Genomic DNA, 17,757 nt, shown 5'->3' with positions numbered 1-17,757 from the left:
CCGCCGGTGATCCGGCGGCTGTTTCGGTTTTCAGGGAGTTGGGATCAGTCCTTTTCGACCAAGCGGTAGAACACCAGATCAGAACTGGCACCGTGCACGTAGCCCTCTACATTATCGGCCATGCCGATCTGCAACGTACCCTGGAACATGATAAAGAACGGTGCCGTCTGCTGAACATCGCGCTGAAGGTCCAGATACATTTCGTTGCGTACCTCTGGATCGGCTTCTGTAAGGGCAGCCATAGTGCGCTCGTTCATCTCCTCCGGAACTTCCCATGCATTGCGCCATGTTGTGGTGGAGATATAGGCCTCGTCCGAGTTGTCAGCGTTATATGCAAACGCCTTTGCGTTGGAGTGGGGATCGTTAAAGTCCGGCCCCCAATACAGCATGATCGCCTCATGTTCGCGCGCGCGGTACTTCGTGATGATGCCGGCAGTGGTGCCGGGGGTGATCTCAAAGTTGATGCCGGCTTCGGCAAAGCTGGCCTGAATCGACTGTGCCACATCGGTGAACGGGGCGAAGTTGAACACATCCAGCTCAACCGTAATTGGCAGTTCGACATCTGCATCTTCCAGAATCTGGATGGCCCGCTCTGGATCATAGCTGAAAGGCGTTTCCTCCAGCGCACCGGGGAAGCCGGCCGGCCAGAACGCCTGATGCTTCTCCATTTGGCCCAGCAGCAGCGTGTCGGCCAGACCGTCATAATCGATGAGGTAACGGGATGCCTCCCATAGGGCAGGGTTGTTCAGCTCTGGCACTTTGAGGTTATAGGAGATGAAGTGAACGGTGGCCTGTTTGTACGTTCCAACCTCAAAGCCCTCATCCGGCAGGCTGGCGATTTGTTCCGGCGTCATGTTGCGCGCAATATCTACGTCGCCTTGCTGCAACAGCAACTGCTGTGTCGCTGCCTCTGCTACGTGGCGCACAATGATGGAATCCATCGCCGGGGCGCCGCGGTAATAGTCGGCATTCGCGGCAAAGCGCAGCAATTCTGATGGGCGATATGCGTCGAGAGTGAATGCGCCTGATCCAGCAGTGTTCTGGTTCAGCCAAGCATTGCCGAGATCGCCATCGGTCTCATTCTCCATGACCAGTTCGCGGTCAACGATGGATGCAGGGCGGGCCGCCAATACATTGAGCACGAAGTTGGGGGAGTAATCGCCCGCATAGCGGATGGTAATGGTGTTGCCGTCAGCGGTGATCATCTCGCCGATATTTTCAGGGGTCCAGCCCAGCTGCGTCAGGATAAATGCAGGGTTTTTGGCCAACGTCACAACGCGGCTAAAGGAAAAGATCACGTCCTCCGCGCGCACAGGATTGCCGGAGTGGAACGACACGCCGTCTCGCAACGTGAAGGTGATCGTCTTGTTTTCCGGGTCTGTTTCCCAGCTTTCAGCAAGGCCGCCAACCAGTAGCGTGGTGTCTTCGGCCTCGTACTGGACCAGTCGGTCATAGACATTGGCCATGATTTCGCTGGACGTAAATTCATAGGCCTGTGCCGGATCAATCGCGACGATATCGTCGATATTCTGCGCCACGACCAACACGTTGGGAGGTGTATCCGCCAGCGCGCTGCTTGCAAGCAACGGCACCGCGAGTAGGGCTGCTACGACGTTGCGGGTGAATTGGTTCATACCTGAATCTCCTGTTGGTTTTTTGCGCATTTGAACCTTTTGATTCATGCGAATTTTACTGTCGCGCTGGACGTAGGCAGTAAAACTTCTTTAACGTTAGCAAAGGCGGCTTTACATTCAAAGAACTTTTGTTCGTAATGCGTACATCGAAGTTTTGCAGGAGATCTGCCAAATATGATTGCCCCCACCCTAGACAGCATTTTGCGGCGCGGATCCCTGCTGGTTGCAGGTTCGCGAACGGCCTTACGGTTCGGTTTTGTAACGGCAATGACTTTTCTGGGGCTGCTGGCGATCACGTTTTTCATTGGCCGTGTCGTGCCGATTGATCCGGTCGTGGCGGTTGTCGGCGACCGTGCCTCGCAGGCGGTTTATGATGCGACGTTCATTGAAATGGGTCTGGATCGTCCGCTGGTCGAACAGTTTGCCCTATATGTCAGGGACGTGGTGACCGGTGATTTTGGCATCTCCCTGTCCACGGGGCGTCCTGTCATGGATGACCTGATCCGCTTTTTCCCCGCCACGTTTGAAATGGCGACCTTCGGAATTTTGATCGGCGTATTACTCGGCGTGCCGATGGGCGTCGTGGCCGCGGCAAATGCCGGAAGTTGGCTGGATCAGATGATCCGCGTGCTTGGGCTGTTGGGCTATGCGGTGCCTGCATTCTGGATGGGTTTGGTGGCGCTGGCTGTGTTCTACGCGGGGCTGGGTTGGACGGCGGGGCCGGGCAGGATCGACATCTTTTATGACGGGCTGGTGCCCACAATAACCGGCTTGCTGACGGTGGATGCAATCATTGCAGGAGATTGGGTGGTGCTGAAAAGCGCGCTGTCACATCTGGTGCTGCCATCGGCAATCCTCGGGTTTTTCAGCTTGGCCTATATTGCGCGCATGACCCGATCCTTCATGTTGGATCAATTGCAGCAGGAATTTGTCACCACTGCGCGTGTTAAGGGGGCCAGTGAATGGGCGGTCATCTGGAAGCACGCATTTTACCCGATCCGCGTGCACCTGATCACAGTCATCGGGTTGTCCTATGCGGTGCTGTTGGAGGGGTCTGTCATGGTGGAGATCGTGTTCTCATGGCCGGGGATTGGTAACTATCTGACAACGGCGCTGTTATCGGCAGATATGAACGCCGTCCTGGGGGCGACCATTTTGATCGGCACCGTCTTTATCGTGATCAACCGAACGTCGGATGTTCTTTATCACATATTTGACCCAAGGAGCCGCTGAAATGACGTCTCTGAAGCTATGGCTAACTGCGGATGCACCGGATTCCCTATGGCAGGCACAGGCAGGACAAGCCTATGCGATTTCAAGAAATTTTGCCCGAAACCCCTTGGCGATGTTGGGAGCTGTCATTGTCGGTGTGCTGGTGTTGGTTGCTATATTTGCGCCATGGCTGGCACCGTATTCACCGACCGGTCAAAACCTGTCTATGCGCTTGATGCCTCCAAGTGCTGAAAACTGGTTGGGCACGGATGAGTTGGGGCGCGATATTCTAAGCCGTATCATTCATGGATCTCGTATCACATTGCTGATCGTGGTGATGGTCGCTGTTATCTCCGCGCCATTGGGGCTGATTATCGGGGCCGTTGCGGGCTATTTCGGTGGCTGGACCGACCGTATTCTGATGGCGGTGACGGATGTGTTTCTGTCATTGCCCAAGCTGATCATGGCGTTGGCCTTTGTGGCTGCGCTGGGTGCAGGACTGCAAAACGCGATTATTGCAATTGCCGTAACGGCGTGGCCTGCCTATGCGCGCATTGCGCGGGCGGAGACGCTGACATTTCGTAATTCGGAATTTATCGCAGCGGTTCAATTGCAGGGCGCATCCCATATGCGAGTGATCGGGCTGCATGTGCTGCCGCTTTGTATTTCTTCAACAATTATTCGCGTTACGCTGGATATGGCCGGGATCATTCTGACGGCTGCCGGGCTCGGTTTTTTGGGGCTGGGCGCGCAACCGCCGCTGCCGGAATGGGGTGCCATGATTTCACGCGGGCGGTCATTCATTCTGGATCAATGGTGGGTCGCAACTATGCCCGGGCTTGCAATTATCATCATCAGCCTTGGTTTTTGTTTTCTAGGGGACGGGTTGCGCGATGTGCTTGATCCTCGACAGAGGGATGGACGATGAGCACGCCTTTGCTTCAACTGCGTAATCTACGCGTTACATTTCCCAGCCCCCGTGGACCGGTGGAGGTCGTCAAAGGCGTTTCCTTCGATCTTGGCCGTGAGCGATTGGGGATCGTCGGGGAAAGCGGGTCTGGCAAATCGCTGACGGGACGCTCGTTGTTGAGGCTGTTAAAGCCACCCGCGCATGTCACGATGGACAAGCTGATTTTCGACGGCATGGATATTCCAAGCCTGAGTGAACGCCAAATGCGGGCTGTTCGGGGCGCGCGGATTTCCTTGGTCATGCAGGACCCAAAATACTCTCTGAATCCGGTCATGACGATTGGTGTCCAGATTGCCGAGGCGCTGCGCTTGCATGAAAATCTGCCTCGCCGTGAAATCCATGCCCGTGTATGTGACATGCTGCAACAGGTGCGGATTGATGATCCGGAGCATGTGATGAAGCTGTATCCGCATCAGGTTTCTGGTGGGATGGGGCAACGTGTGATGATCGCGATGATGTTGATCCCGCAGCCTGATATCCTGATCGCAGACGAACCCACATCGGCATTGGATGTCAGTGTGCAGGCGCAGGTACTGCATCTGATCGAGCAGATGATCCTGAAAAACGGCATGGGGTTAATCCTGATCAGCCATGATCTGGAGCTGGTGGCGCGTTATTGCGACCGTGTTCTGGTGATGCGCCAAGGTGAGGTGGTGGAGGAGCTGGCCGCAGATCAACTGCACGCCGCGCAGCACCCCTATACCAAGGGTCTACTGGCCGCGGTGCCACGCATGGATGAGACTCGTGAAGTGCTTCCCGTTATGGATCGCGCAGAGGTATATGAGACATGAGCGCAGCACTGAATATCGAAAACCTGTTCGTGCGGTATGGCCGGATCGACGTGGTCAAGGACGTCTCATTCTCGGTCGCGAAGGGCGAGAGCTATGCCTTGGTCGGGGAGAGTGGATCAGGCAAATCAACGATCCTGCGGGCGATTGTGGGCATGGCACCGGATGTGCGTGGAACTGTCGAGATTGATGGGGCTGAGCGGGCCACATATCGCGATCTGGAATTCGCTCGCCATTGCCAGATGGTGTTTCAGGACCCTTACGCATCCCTGCATCCGCGCCGGATTGTGGATGCGACCCTGCAAGAGCCATTGAAAATTCACGGCATTTCCGGCGGCTCTGCCAAAGTCGCCGAGATGATGGATGCGGTCGGGCTGGACCAGCGGTTCCGCTACCGGTTTCCGCATCAGCTGTCAGGTGGACAGCGCCAACGCGTTGCCATCGCGCGGGCATTGATGCTGGAGCCCCAGCTACTCTTGCTGGATGAGCCGACATCAGCGCTGGATGTCAGCGTACAGGCCGAGATTTTGAACCTGCTGGTCCGTTTGCGAAAGGATCGCGGCTTGACCTACCTGCTGGTGACGCATTCGCTGCCAGTGGTTAGCTTCCTATGTGATCGCTTGGGCGTTTTGCGTCAGGGTGGCATGGTGGAGCAGGTGGATGTTGATGTCTTGCGCCGTGGCACATTTGCCAAACCCTATGCCCAGGAGCTATACGCATCCAGTCTGGGGGCGGGGGACCGTGAGCGCCAGTCGGGGCCATCTGCGGCCGTCTGACGGAGAATGTTGGGTGACCGAAGCCTCTGAAATAACCGGTTTGAAGATGGGCCAGACGATCCGTGCCCGTCGTAAAAAGCTGAAGCTGACGTTGAATGACGTGGCCGATGCAGCCGGTATTTCGATCGGGTATGTCAGCCTGATTGAGCGGGACAAGGCCATTCCCACGCTGATTACATTGTCCAGCATCGCCAAGGCGCTGGGTGTTGGGATCGAGTTTTTTGTGTCGCGCCCGACGCCAAATGAATGCGTTAGCCACAGTGCTGGCCGCCAGCAATTCCTGATGGGAAAGTCGCAGTTACGATATGAGCGGTTGGGCGCAAATTTCGCCGGGCATGAGCTATCTTCATTCATCATGATCCTCGAACCGGGCTACACCTCGGAGATTGTGACGCATAGCGGCGAGGAAGTGGTCTTTGTTCTGAGTGGCCAGCTGGAGCTAACGATTGATGGTGACAAAATGATGCTGGGTGAGGGCGATAGCGCGCATTATGATGCCGCCCGCCCTCATGGTTGGTCCAACCCGTCTGATCAGGCAAACCGGCTGTTATGGACCGGAACGATCGACCTTTTCGAGGATCGCTCCAGGTCCGATTAATGCTGTAAGCTCAGCCCTGCAATTCCGCTGCGCGTTGTATTGTCCGTGCTGCCGGATCTGACAATTCTGTTTCACAAAATGCGACGCGCTCTGGTGTGTAGTGATGTTCAGCGTCTGAAATATTCACCGTGGCAATCAGCGTTCCGTTTTCGCGGACGGGAATATTGACCACGGATCCAAGCCCCATACTGCCAACCAGATTTGCATCCGGAAACACCTTGGCAATGTCTTCTAGGGTATTTGCCACAAAGGTTTTTTCTTCAGTCACAACGTGATTGTACCAGCTATCCTTGGTTATCTCCTTGGTGCCGGTTACAGGATATTTTTCCTCATCCGAGGTGAATATGCGGCGGGCCTGCATCGCATGTAAATCCATCGTCATGATGGTGAACAGGTTCACGCCCACCGTATCACGAACGAGTTTATCCATTGCGCCATAGGCCTCGTCTGGCGTCTGCGCGGCAGCAAGGTCGTGATCAAAACGTGCGAAATTCTCTTGAGTCATAGGGTTATCCATTTTCCTTTGCATGGGCGGCAATCGCTGCGTGGCTGCCAATAAATACGTCACCTCGCGCGCGGGCATGGCGTAACAGTTCATCCAGTATCCAGATGCGCGATCGATAGCCGATTACGAACGGGTGCATGACCAGTTGGCACACACCGCCTTCGTCATAGGCGGCATCAAACTCACGCAGAAATATCTGAAGCACATCATCCGCTGTGAGGGTCGGTCGCGTGGGGGGTGTTCGGTTGAACAGCAGATAAACGGCATCATCGCGGACCCAATCGACCGGAACTTCGACAAGGCCAGTCGGCGTGCCGTCGCAGATCAGTTCGTAGCAACTATCATCCGCCATCATGGAGGAATCATATTCAAAACCGGCTTCAGCAACCAATCGGATCGTATTATCGCTAAGATCCCAATGCGCCGCGCGATGCCCGACAGGGCGCTGACCTGACAGGCGCTGCAATGTATCGCGAGAGCGATTCAACAGGTCGCGCTCCTCCGTTTCACTTAGGGTTGCGTTAGGCTCATGTATCCATCCGTGAACGCCGATTTCGTGACCTGCATCCGCTATGCGACGGGGTTCATCAGGGTCGATCAGCGCGGAGACGGCAGGGATAAAAAAGGAGGCCTGCGCATCATATTTATGCAATGTGTCCAATATGCGTGGTACACCGACGCGCCGTCCGAATTCGCCCCAGCCTAACCGTCCGACTGCGTGTTTGCCGCCGCCCATTTCAAACGTTTCATGATCGCAGTCAAAGGACAGGGCGAGGGCGGCTTTGCCCCCGTTTGGCCAAGTGCCCGGTGTCAGTCGGTCGCCCGCGCGGACGCGGTTTACGTAGCCCCGCCAGACGTTTTCGGGCCAGTTTTGTGGTGCGGTGTCATGCATGTGTAAAGCTCGGATTGCCGCTGCTGCGTGGTGCGATGACGATGCGCGCAGGGCGTCTATGCTGCGCCGGATTGTAGTAATCGGGCCTATATGCAGGTGGCCCAACGGGGGCGCGGTGCAGGTGGTTTTCGGTAACTGGACTGAAGTTCATCACTGTTTGCCTTTCAGTCAGGTATATTCGTCAATTCATTTTGCGGACAAAAGTTCGCAATTTGATATTGGCACGTTAATGCGATCCGAGAAAGCAGATATTTACGGAAATTTTCTTCTGCTGATCGCAGCAACGGAGAGCGCCATCCAACTAAACAGCTGATTTCGCCATCCGGCCGCATAGCAATCAAATGGCGGCAGCATTTTTTTCGGAGCGTTGTGTCTCAATATCATGCCGCCACCGGATGACACGGTTCAGTAAAACCGTATCAATCAGCTGGCTAGGTTAACCACTTCGCGAACGGCAACAGCGACTTGCGCGACGAGATCCGGCGTCATGTTGTAGCCGGAGGGCAGGTTCACGCCATAGGTCGCAGGCACGGTCCCTGACGGGGTTTCCGGCAAGAAGCGGCGCAGCCTTGGCTGGTCCGAATAAGCATCCAACGTTGAGAGTTGTGAGAAAAACGGGCGGCTGTCTACGTTACGCGCGCGCAGTTCCGCCTGAACGCGGTATTTATCCATGCCTAATGCAGGGTCGAGCACGATCGTGTTCATCCAGAATGAGTTCTGCACGTTTGGGGGTTCCGCGTTGAGTGTAATACCCTTGAGGCCCTTGAGTTCTGCAGCGTACCACGAGAATATTTCGCGCTTATGCGCGATCATCGGGCCCAGACGTTCGCATTGCGCGATGCCCAGGGCGGCCTGTACCGCGCTCATCTTATACTTGAAGGCGACCTCTGTGTTGCGAAAGAAGCGGTCCCCGGGCGGGCGGCCGTGATCGCGCAATTGTTGAACACGTGCGAGCAAAGCCTCGTCATCGGTTACCAGCATGCCACCTTCGCCGGTCACCATGGTTTTGGAGCCATGGAAGGAGAATACCGCCAAATCCCCGAATGTGCCCGCCTGATATCCGTTGAGCGTTGAGCCAAGGGCTTCGGCTGCATCTTCGATCAGGACAAGGTTGTGGGCATCGGCGATTGCACGCAATGCTGGCCAGTCGCACATCGACCCATACAGATCGACGCCAATTATCGCCCGCGCCCGTGGTGTGATCGCGGCACGAACTGCCTCGGGATCAATGCACCATGTGTCCGGCAGGATATCCACGAAAACAGGCTCCGCACCAACATAGTTTACCGGTGCGACGCTGGCGATCCATGTAACATCCGGAACAATAACCTCATCGCCGGGGCCGACGCCCGCTGCGGCCAGTGCGAGGTGAAGTGCGGATGTCGCATGGGGCAGTGAGACGGCGTGGGAAACGCCGACATATTGCGCGAACATCTCCTCAAACTGCCGGTTAAAGGCATAGTGGTCCGGGCCCCATGCTGTAAGCGCGGCCTGTTGCGCCAGTTCACCCTCTCGCGGTGTAATCGAGGGGGCTGCAACCGGGATCATTTCGCTTGGCAGTTGTGGCATCGCGCTTTCCTCGTTTCGTTGGATAGTATAGGCAGCAATAAAAGCGATAGAGAAGGGCTCTTCACATGGCAACACGCGACGATCGCGCCGAATTCGCGCAACACCAGAAGACACAGAGCCGAGAGCTTGGGAAAGATGACCAAGCGTTCGCAAAATCGCTGGATACGGTTCTTGATCTGGATCGTTATGACTACTCCTATCTATGGAATTGGATGGGCGTACCTATCATTCAGATGCCCGCTGATATTATGGCCACGCAAGAGGTGGTTTGGGACACGAAACCAACCGTTATCATCGAAACCGGTGTTGCCCGGGGCGGTTCCGTCCTGTTCATGGCGGGCCTGTTGAAAATGATGGGGATCGAGGGGAAGGTGATCGGTGTCGATATCGACATCCGCGCGCATAACCGTGAGACGATTGAGAGCCACCCCCTGTCAGATAACGTGGTGCTGATCGAGGGTGGTTCGGTGGATGAGGATACGCTGGCACGTGTTCGTGCCGAAATCCCCGAAGGTGCCCGCGTGATGGCTGTGCTCGACAGTGATCATAGCCGCGCACATGTATTGGCAGAATGCCGGGCCTATGGCGCGTTGGTGACCGAGGGGTGCTTCTTGGTCGTCGCGGATACGTTAGCGGGCCATGTGACGGAGGAAAACGCCCCTAAAAGGCGCTCCAAGCTGTGGTTCGCGGGTGATGAGCCGCTCTCCGCGCGCGATGACTACCTCGCCGAAACGGATCGGTTCGAGGTGGATGAGGTGTTGAACGGAAAGCTGGTGATTTCATCCTCGCCCGGGGGCTATCTGCGTTGCGTGAAGGCGTGATCGCACTTCGCAAAAGAAGACCTGATGATTTTCCTGTGCTCGCGCAGATGCGTGCTGATCGCGCCCTTCAGCATATGCTGCTTGCCTATCCGGAAGATCAACCTGATGAGGTGGAGGTTGAACGGTGGCTAACTAGGCGTGAGCAGCACGGCGAGCTGCGCGTACTGACTGATGCGCGGGATGTTTGCGTCGGCTTTGCGCAACTTCACAACATTCATATGCGGGGGGGGCATGCAATGATGGCGATCGCGTTGACCCCCGCCATGCGCGGACAGGGCTTGGGCCATAAGGCGATGCGTCTGATCCATGATTTAGCGTCTGCCATGGAGTTGCGTAAGCTGATGTTGGAGGTGCGAGCCGATAATGCTCCTGCTATCGCGCTATATCTTTCGACGGGATATCGGGCGGTCGGGACGTTGGTTGCGCATTACGACGATGGCGACATGTTACACGATGTGATCGTGATGGAGCGGATGCTGCCATGACGCGGGTCGTGATCTCACAGCCGATGTACTTTCCCTGGCCGGGGTTCCTTGCGCAAATGGCACTGGCGGACGTGTATATCTGGCTGGATGATGCGCAATTTTCGAAGGGTTCATTCACCAATCGTGTGCAGGTTAAAGTCGGCGCAGAGCGTAAATGGATGAGTGTTCCGCTTGCAGGTAAGGGTTCGGGGCAGTTCATCGGTTCACTCAGTGCAAATGGTAACACGTGGGAGCAAGGGCATCGCGCGCTGCTGACCCAAAGCTTGCGCGGGAAGCCGTATGTGGCGGATGCGCTGGCACTTTTTGATAGCGTGATGGCTGGGACTACGTTGTGCGATCGTATGATCGAGAGCGCACAGGCAATGGCGAAACCCCTCGGTATTTTGCCGAAACGTATCCTGCGCAGTTCGAATATGGGTGTAGAGGGCACAGGCTGGTCGCGAGTTCTGGATATGGTGCGTGCCGTCGATGGCACAACCTATATTACGGGGCATGGTGCGGCATCCTATTTGGATCACGCAGCATTTGAGGCGGCTGATATCGCGGTCGAATATATGTCCTATGATGTGGCGCCATGGCCGCAAACCGGTGAGTTTACGCCATATGTAACGGCGTTGGACTTGCTTGCCTCTTGTACACCGACGGTGGCCCGTACGGGGCTGAATCCTGCCACTGTATCGTGGCGAAGCTTTTTGAAAGAACGGAGCGGTTCATGAATATTACTTCGGTTCAGCGCGATGCCTTCGCACGGGACGGGTTCCTCGTTCTGCGTGGTTTCTATGATGTCGATCAGGAGGTTGCCCCAATCCGTGAGGGCGCCCGCCAGATCGTGGAGGCACTGGCAGCCGAGCATGGCGTTGATGCTCCATGCGCCACGGCTGAGGAGGCGATGGGGCCGGGCCTGATGGCCTTGGCGCAGGCGGATCGTGCCTTTGCGGGTGAGGTTTATGATGCCGTCAAACAAATACCGGCCTTTATGCAATTGGTCAGTGATCGCCGCAATTCCACAGTTTTCGAGGCGCTGCGCGAGGGATCAACAGCCGGACTTGCCGCCGGTGGATATGGCGTTCGCATTGATCTACCCGCCGAGAACAAGTTCCGTGCATTGTGGCATCAGGAATTTCCGGCACAGCTGCGCAGCCCCGATGGTATTGTGTTCTGGTCGCCATTGCTGGAAATCACACAGGAGCTGGGGCCGGTACAAATCGGCAAGGGGTCACATCAAGGTGGCATTGCGCCCGTTTACGAAGATGATGGCGGTGTCGGCAAGAGTGGCGCCTATGCATTGCGCCTAGCAAACGAAGAGGCGTTGCTGGCGAAATATGAGCACGTTGCACCGCTTAGCCAGCCGGGCGATCTGATCCTCATGGATTTCCTGACCTTGCATCAGTCCGGGGTAAACCGATCCGCAGGGCCGAGGTGGTCGATGCAATTTCGATATTTCAACTTTGCGCATCCTGTCGGTCGTAGGATCGCATGGAAGGGCTCATTCGCCGCTGGCGTCGATTTCGCGACAGTAATGCCGGAGCTGGCCGCAACGAAAGACCCAGAATGAAAAGCTGCCGTATCTGTTTGTCTGCGTTGGGGGAGCCGTTGCTGTCGGTGTCGGCGCCGGCACTAAGTTCGCTTTCAACACTCCTTGATCTGCCGACTACGATTTTTGCGTGCACCACGTGCGGACATGCGCAATCGCCTGACCTGCCTGATTTGCAGGCCTTTTACGATACTGACTATAAGATATCGCTACAGTCCGATGGTCACGATCAACTGTACGAACTGACCGATGATGGCCCTGTTTTCCGGACGCAACATCAGGCGCGCTTGGTGCTGGATGGTGATGTGCCGCAAGGCGGGCGCGTTCTGGATTTCGGGTCGGGTAAGGCTGCAACCCTACAGGCAATCATGGCGCAGCGTCCCGATCTGTCGCCGCATGTCTTTGATGTGTCCCGCGATTATGTCGAACATTGGCGAGGGTGGATTTCGGAGAAGTCACAGGCCAGTTACGATCTGCCCGCATCGTGGGATGGGACAATGGACCTCGTCACGGCGCATTTCGTGCTGGAACATGTTGCTGATCCTGTCGCTGTTCTGCGCGACATGGCAAGGATGTTGAAGCTGGGGGGGGAGGCATTCTTCCTCGTGCCGGACCCCGAGGCAAATTCGGGTGACTTGCTCGTCGTGGATCATATCAACCATTTCACGCGCCCTGCGCTGGAACGGTTGGTTTCGCTGTCCGGGCTTGAGGTTCGGTCGATCGAGAGTGGCGGATTCCGCGGTGCGTGGACTGTGCGTGCGGTGCGTAGCGCTCCGGCGGATTTGGCCAATGCGAGTGGAGCGCAAGCAGCGGCAAGCATTGGTGCATTGACGGATCTGTGGGCGGGTATTCTGGATGCGATGACGGCAGCTGCCCCGGATTTGGCGGGGCAACGCTATGCCATTTATGGCGCGGGCTTTTACGGAACCCTCGCGCTGAGCCGGATGCAGGAGCAACCCGTTTGCTTCATAGATTCCAATCCGCATCTGGCCGGAGGAACACATTTGGGCATTCCTGTGGTCATGCCTGGGTCACAGCCGAGCGATCTGACCCAGATTGTTGTTGCGCTGAATCCCGCAATCGCCAAGGAGGCGATGAAGGGGGCCGCCGATTGGGCTGCCGACGTTCCGCTGCGCTTTTTCACCGCAGATTAAGTCGCCTTTTGAGTATGCGGAACCGTGAGTGAATCCGTTTGTCCAGCCAGCGTTGCGCGATGGCGCTGGCCGCTGCGCGATCTGTGGGGGATATGTTTGCCTCTGCGATCTGCCGTGCCAGCAGCGCACCTGTGGTTTGACGACGTTGCCGCATCTGCTGCCAGCTCTCGTTTGAGGGGCCTTGGGTCTGTCCAATGCGCTGAATAAACCGTGTCTCCGGCGCGCCGCGAACGCTATCCTCAAGCAGTGGCGGCACCAGAGTAAGATGATCTGAACCCCATCCTTCAGGATAGGCGGCCCAAACATCCCCGAAGGTGAAGGACAGTGTTTCGCGGTGCCACATGCCGTAAAACCAGCTTTGATGTGCGCCCATCAGCCGTGCCTGCATGGCGCTGGCCGTTCCTTCACCATTCAACCCTGCGGGTAGGTCGTGTTGTCGTATTTTCACCTCGCCATTCTCACGAATGCGGCGCGTTTCTACGGGAGAGACGGCCAAACGGCAGGCGGGATCAGCGAATAGCGCCATCAGCTTTTCTATTTGGTCGTTCGAGCCAAGATCGTCATGCGCACGCCACATGAACAGATCATCCTCGCAGCGATTTAAAAGCCACAGGAAGTTCGTTGTCGCATCCGATGTTTGTTCGTGGCGGTAATGTTCAACATTCGGGTGATTTCGGGCGAATTCCGCGCAAATTTCCGAAGTTCCGTCAGTCGATGCGTTGTCGGATATAACAATGCGAAATGCATCCGTTGTTTGCCTTACTATGCAGGACAGGCATTCCTCAATATCCCCCACGCCATTATAGACGGGGACGCCGACAGTTAGACGCATAGATTTGCTCCTTCAAGCTGTTCGATGGCCTATCATTTCGGCGACTGACCTCTATAAGGTTAAGGTTAAAAAGTATAGGTACGGCATCGTATCTTGAAAAGGGAGAATGCTATTGAAGGTCGTCATCCTCGCTGGTGGACTCGGGACGCGAATCTCGGAGGAAAGCCATCTACGGCCTAAACCGATGATCGAGATCGGCGGGAAGCCTATCTTGTGGCATATCATGAAATCCTACTCCCATCATGGCCTATGGGAGTTCATCATTTGCCTTGGCTATCGTGGGTATATGATCAAGGAATATTTTGCCAATTATGTGCTGCATTCCTCTGATGTAACGCTGGATGCCACCACGGGTGAGATCACCTATCATCAATCCGCAGCGGAGCCGTGGAAGGTGACGTTGATCGATACGGGCCCGGAAACCATGACGGGCGGCAGGCTGAAGCGTGTGGCACCCTATTTGGATGATGCGTTCTGCATGACCTATGGCGACGGTGTGTCCGACGTGGATATCAAGTCACAGATAGCGTTCCATGAAAATCATGGCCGTGAAGCGACTGTGACCAGCGTCGTGCCACCGGGCCGATATGGTGCGTTGGATATCAATTCTGACGGAGAGGTGGAGCGTTTCACCGAAAAACCACCCGGTGATCTGGGGATGATCAATGGCGGCTATTTCGTGCTCAATCGCAGCGTGATCGACCGCATTGACGGCGATGGAACGTCGTTCGAGGGTGATCCTTTGCTGGGGTTAGCGGCAGATCGGCAGTTGATGAGCTGGCCGCATAAGGGATTCTGGCACCCGATGGACACGTTGCGTGACCGCAACCATCTTGAGGATATATGGGCCAGCGGTAAGGCTCCGTGGGCGGTCTGGACATGACACCTGAAATTTGGGCCGGTCGGCGTGTTTTGCTTACGGGGCATACAGGGTTCAAGGGCGTTTGGGCCGGTCTAATGCTGCGTCGTATGGGGGCAGAGGTCACGGGGTTTTCCCTAGCCCCCGATACAGATCCTGCTCTGCACAATATGGTGGGTACGGGGCATTTGGCGGGGTCGGTTATCGCTGACCTCGGTGATCGGGACGCCTTGCGTGATTGTATCTCTGCCGCGCGCCCGCAGGCGGTTTTGCATATGGCGGCCCAGCCGTTGGTCCGGCGCTCCTACCGTGCGCCGGTTGAGACTTTTGCGACAAATGTGATGGGGACAGTGCATTTGCTCGACGCCTTGCGCGAAGCGGTGGACCTGCAAGCGGCCTTGGTTGTCACGACGGATAAGGTCTATGCCAATGCCGAAGATGGCCGCGCCTTTGTCGAGAGTGACCCCTTGGGTGGGCACGATCCCTATGCGGCGTCAAAGGCCGCATGCGAGATTGCTGTACGCTCCTTCGCGTTAAGCTATTTTGATTTAAGATCGGTGCCTGTCATGACTGCGCGCGGCGGCAACGTCATCGGTGGGGGGGACTTTTCCGAGGATCGTTTGATCCCTGATATTGTGCGCGCCCAAGGCGCAGAAGCCGCGCCGATGCTGCGCAACCCTGATGCGACACGCCCTTGGCAACATGTACTGGATTGCCTGTCTGGGTACTTTGCCTATCTGGAGCGCGCATTGCGAGGGGATCAGGTTCCTCACGCCCTGAATTTCGGCCCACATGATCCGACGGATGTAATGACAGTGGCGCAGGTGCAGGCTGCCTTTACTGACGGTGCGAGCTGGCAACTGGATGGCTCTGCCGCCGAACATGAGATGGCTACGCTTGCGATAGATGCCGGTCTGGCTGATCGTGTGCTTGGATGGCGAGGCGTTATGCGTTCGGGTCAGGCGGTGGGCCTGACTGCGCAATGGTATCGCGCGTGGCGTGCCGGTCAGGACCCGCTTGCGCTGACCCAAGGCCAGATCGCTGACTACTTTGATAAGAAAGTCCTTAAAAAATGACCAAGTGTAGGTTTTGCGATGCCCCGTTGGCGCGCGAATTTGTTGATCTAGGCGCCACGCCTTTGGCGAACTCTTACCTGCCCGACACGCCGGAGGCGAAGCAGGCAGAGTGCGCTTTCCCGTTGCGGGTCATGGTTTGCGAAGACTGCTGGCTGGTGCAAACGACGGAAACCGTTCCGGCAGATGCTATCTTTGATCACGACTACGCCTATCTATCGTCATTCTCGTCGGGCTGGGTGGAGCATGCGCGAAAATATGCGGATGCGATGATCGCGCGGTTCGATCTTGGCGCTCAATCGCGGGTGGTAGAGATAGCGTCCAATGATGGCTATCTGCTGCAATGGTTCGTCAAGGCGGGTATCCCCGTTTTGGGAATTGAGCCTGCCGGTCACGCCGCCGAACTGGCCGAACAAAAGGGCGTCACGACGCGAGTTGCCTTTTTTGGAACGCAGACAGCGCGTGAGGTTTTAGGCGAGCATGGCCCCGTTAACCTGATCGCGGCCAATAACGTGTTGGCGCATGTTCCTGATATCCGCGATTTTGCCAAAGGCTTTGCCACATTGTTGGCAAAGCGCGGTGTCGTGACCTTCGAGTTTCCACATTTGGCGAACCTGATCCGGTTGGGGCAATTCGACACGATTTATCACGAGCACTACTCGTATCTGTCGCTGTTATTTGTGGAGCGGCTTTTGGGTGAGGTTGGCTTACAGCTCTTTGACGTTGAAGCCCTGCCAACCCATGGTGGCAGTCTGCGTGTGTTTGCAGGCTTCCCAAATGTGCATGACCGGACGGGTGCTCTCGACACTATGCGCACGCAGGAAGCCGCGATGGGCCTTGCCAGTGCCGCTCCTTATAAGGCGTTTCAGTCCACGGTTGCCGGCCTGACCGCAGATCTGCGCAGCTTTCTGGATCGGGCGCATGCGGAGGGAAAGGTTGTCGCTGCCTATGGTGCTCCGGCAAAGGGCAACACGTTCCTGAACGTCGCGGGGATTACGGCTGAGGACATCGCCTTTACGGTTGATCGCAATCCAGAAAAACAGGGAACGTTACTGCCGGGCAGCCACATACCTGTGCGTGCTCCAGATCACATCGCCCAGGTCCGGCCAGATTATGTGCTGATCCTGCCATGGAACTTATCGGACGAGATCGCAGAGCAGCAGGCCGGCATTCGCGACTGGGGTGGGCAGTTTGTCACTGCCGTGCCGGAGCTGCGGGTTTTTTGATGCAGTTACGTGGGACGCCCCTTGCAGGCTTGTACGAGATAGATGCAACGCCACAGAGTGATGCGCGGGGTTCATTTGCCAGACTGCATTGCCCTGATGCATTCGCTGAAGCGGGCATTGCCGGTTTCGATCCACTTCAAACAAGTCTGTCGCGCAATGTACGGGCAGGAACGTTGCGCGGGTTACACTGGCAGAATCCCCCCTATGCGGAGTCTAAGCTGGTCCGATGTGTGCGTGGTGCGATTTGGGATGTCGCTGTGGATCTGCGGCATGGTTCACCGACCTATCTGCATTGGCATGGTGTTGTGCTGGACGCGACCGCACTGAATGCCTTCTTTGTGCCTGAGGGGTTTGCACATGGATTTATCACGCTGACCGATGATGCGGATGTCATGTACCAGATCGGGCGGATGTTTACCCCGGGCAAAGGGCAGGGCGCGCGTTGGAACGACCCCGCCTTTGGTATCAAGTGGCCGATCACACCAAAGGTTCTGTCAGAGCGTGACGCGACCTATCCTGATTTCGCTGATTGATCTGCCACTGTGAGTGCGATCGTTCCGCTTTCTGACTACTCCGTTGCGATTCTCCGTTTGATTCTGATTTTTGGTTGTGTCTGAGCGAGGCTGAACGATCGTGTGTGGTGTTTCGTGCGATAATATGTGTGCGATATCATGGTCTTACATTGAATTTTGAGATTTTTGTGAATTTGATGTCGAATTGGGTTGCGGGAGTTTGTGAGTTTGCCTAGAACCCCTTTCACCGGCGGCGGGAACGACAACGAACGCGGCGCCGGGTACTACTGGAGACAAGGAATGATCGGACGCTGAAG

The 17,757-nt window shown here is 56.3% G+C and carries 19 protein-coding genes; 14 read left to right on the top strand and 5 right to left on the bottom strand.

Translation table 11 applies throughout. The features are described from left to right. Positions 1–44: 44 nt before the first annotated feature. On the bottom strand, positions 45–1,634 hold the full coding sequence (locus CR254_RS17275; protein WP_097932238.1) for an ABC transporter substrate-binding protein: 1,590 nt from the start codon (positions 1,632–1,634) through the stop codon (positions 45–47). 174 nt (positions 1,635–1,808) lie between these two features. Here CR254_RS17275 and CR254_RS17270 point away from each other — a divergent pair, with 174 nt between their 5' ends. From CR254_RS17270 to CR254_RS17250, 5 genes are read left to right on the top strand one after another with little or no spacing between them, the layout of a single operon-like run. Continuing rightward, positions 1,809–2,867: an ABC transporter permease gene (locus CR254_RS17270; RefSeq protein ID WP_097932236.1), complete on the top strand. Its 1,059-nt coding sequence runs from the start codon at positions 1,809–1,811 to the stop codon at positions 2,865–2,867. Position 2,868: 1 nt separating this feature from the next. Next, positions 2,869–3,774: an ABC transporter permease gene (locus CR254_RS17265; protein WP_097932234.1), complete on the top strand. Its 906-nt coding sequence runs from the start codon at positions 2,869–2,871 to the stop codon at positions 3,772–3,774. Then, positions 3,771–4,607, top strand: a complete 837-nt coding sequence (locus tag CR254_RS17260) for an ABC transporter ATP-binding protein (protein WP_097932231.1) — start codon at positions 3,771–3,773, stop codon at positions 4,605–4,607. The genes CR254_RS17265 and CR254_RS17260 overlap by 4 nt, the downstream gene beginning before the upstream one ends. Next, on the top strand, positions 4,604–5,380 hold the full coding sequence (locus CR254_RS17255) for an ABC transporter ATP-binding protein (RefSeq protein WP_097932229.1): 777 nt from the start codon (positions 4,604–4,606) through the stop codon (positions 5,378–5,380). The genes CR254_RS17260 and CR254_RS17255 overlap by 4 nt, the downstream gene beginning before the upstream one ends. A 13-nt stretch (positions 5,381–5,393) precedes the next feature. Then, the gene (locus CR254_RS17250; RefSeq protein WP_180956061.1) at positions 5,394–5,978 is read left to right on the top strand and encodes a cupin domain-containing protein; all 585 of its coding nucleotides are present in this window, start codon (positions 5,394–5,396) and stop codon (positions 5,976–5,978) included. Between the two features lie 10 nt (positions 5,979–5,988). On the opposite strand, the gene CR254_RS17245 is transcribed toward CR254_RS17250, so the two are convergent. The 3 genes from CR254_RS17245 to CR254_RS17235 all read right to left on the bottom strand — a co-directional run bounded on the left by CR254_RS17245 (position 5,989) and on the right by CR254_RS17235 (position 8,944). Next, positions 5,989–6,495 (bottom strand): GAF domain-containing protein, encoded by a 507-nt coding sequence (locus tag CR254_RS17245; RefSeq protein WP_245851724.1) that lies wholly within the window; start codon positions 6,493–6,495, stop codon positions 5,989–5,991. After that, the gene (locus CR254_RS17240; RefSeq protein ID WP_097932224.1) at positions 6,488–7,375 is read right to left on the bottom strand and encodes a polysaccharide deacetylase family protein; all 888 of its coding nucleotides are present in this window, start codon (positions 7,373–7,375) and stop codon (positions 6,488–6,490) included. Before CR254_RS17240 ends, CR254_RS17245 begins: the two co-directional genes overlap by 8 nt. Before the next feature lie 423 nt (positions 7,376–7,798). Continuing rightward, positions 7,799–8,944: a DegT/DnrJ/EryC1/StrS family aminotransferase gene (locus CR254_RS17235; RefSeq protein ID WP_097932222.1), complete on the bottom strand. Its 1,146-nt coding sequence runs from the start codon at positions 8,942–8,944 to the stop codon at positions 7,799–7,801. 65 nt (positions 8,945–9,009) lie between these two features. Here CR254_RS17235 and CR254_RS17230 point away from each other — a divergent pair, with 65 nt between their 5' ends. The 5 genes from CR254_RS17230 (at position 9,010) to CR254_RS17210 (ending at position 12,938) form a co-directional block, all read left to right on the top strand. Continuing rightward, a complete protein-coding gene (locus CR254_RS17230) occupies positions 9,010–9,765 on the top strand; it encodes a cephalosporin hydroxylase family protein (protein ID WP_097932220.1) in 756 nt (251 codons plus the stop codon). After that, positions 9,762–10,250 (top strand): GNAT family N-acetyltransferase, encoded by a 489-nt coding sequence (locus CR254_RS17225; RefSeq protein ID WP_281253015.1) that lies wholly within the window; start codon positions 9,762–9,764, stop codon positions 10,248–10,250. The genes CR254_RS17230 and CR254_RS17225 overlap by 4 nt, the downstream gene beginning before the upstream one ends. Then, positions 10,247–10,966: a WbqC family protein gene (locus tag CR254_RS17220; protein ID WP_097932216.1), complete on the top strand. Its 720-nt coding sequence runs from the start codon at positions 10,247–10,249 to the stop codon at positions 10,964–10,966. The genes CR254_RS17225 and CR254_RS17220 overlap by 4 nt, the downstream gene beginning before the upstream one ends. Then, on the top strand, positions 10,963–11,805 hold the full coding sequence (locus CR254_RS17215; RefSeq protein WP_097932214.1) for a phytanoyl-CoA dioxygenase family protein: 843 nt from the start codon (positions 10,963–10,965) through the stop codon (positions 11,803–11,805). The genes CR254_RS17220 and CR254_RS17215 overlap by 4 nt, the downstream gene beginning before the upstream one ends. Positions 11,806–11,957: 152 nt before the next feature. Continuing rightward, complete coding sequence (locus CR254_RS17210) at positions 11,958–12,938, top strand: class I SAM-dependent methyltransferase (protein WP_180956060.1); 981 nt, start codon at positions 11,958–11,960, stop codon at positions 12,936–12,938. On the opposite strand, the gene CR254_RS17205 is transcribed toward CR254_RS17210, so the two are convergent. Continuing rightward, positions 12,925–13,770: a glycosyltransferase family 2 protein gene (locus tag CR254_RS17205; RefSeq protein ID WP_097932210.1), complete on the bottom strand. Its 846-nt coding sequence runs from the start codon at positions 13,768–13,770 to the stop codon at positions 12,925–12,927. The two genes, CR254_RS17210 and CR254_RS17205, sit on opposite strands and share 14 nt — an antisense overlap. Positions 13,771–13,882: 112 nt before the next feature. Here CR254_RS17205 and rfbF point away from each other — a divergent pair, with 112 nt between their 5' ends. The 4 genes from rfbF to CR254_RS17185 are packed head-to-tail and all read left to right on the top strand — an operon-like array spanning position 13,883 to position 17,461. After that, on the top strand, positions 13,883–14,653 hold the full coding sequence (gene rfbF, locus CR254_RS17200) for a glucose-1-phosphate cytidylyltransferase (RefSeq protein ID WP_145996774.1): 771 nt from the start codon (positions 13,883–13,885) through the stop codon (positions 14,651–14,653). After that, positions 14,650–15,705, top strand: coding sequence for a CDP-glucose 4,6-dehydratase (rfbG, locus tag CR254_RS17195; RefSeq protein ID WP_097932276.1), 1,056 nt, complete (start codon positions 14,650–14,652; stop codon positions 15,703–15,705). The genes rfbF and rfbG overlap by 4 nt, the downstream gene beginning before the upstream one ends. Beyond that, a complete protein-coding gene (locus CR254_RS17190; protein WP_097932206.1) occupies positions 15,702–16,928 on the top strand; it encodes a class I SAM-dependent methyltransferase in 1,227 nt (408 codons plus the stop codon). The genes rfbG and CR254_RS17190 overlap by 4 nt, the downstream gene beginning before the upstream one ends. Then, complete coding sequence (locus tag CR254_RS17185; protein ID WP_342744486.1) at positions 16,832–17,461, top strand: dTDP-4-dehydrorhamnose 3,5-epimerase family protein; 630 nt, start codon at positions 16,832–16,834, stop codon at positions 17,459–17,461. Before CR254_RS17190 ends, CR254_RS17185 begins: the two co-directional genes overlap by 97 nt. Positions 17,462–17,757: the final 296 nt, after the last annotated feature.

It is taken from the genome of Pontivivens marinum (assembly GCF_900231835.1).
GTDB classification, from domain to species: Bacteria; Pseudomonadota; Alphaproteobacteria; order Rhodobacterales; family Rhodobacteraceae; genus Pontivivens; species Pontivivens marinum.
Note: the sequence above shows the minus strand (reverse complement) of the source record. Positions and strands in the feature narration are given on the sequence as shown.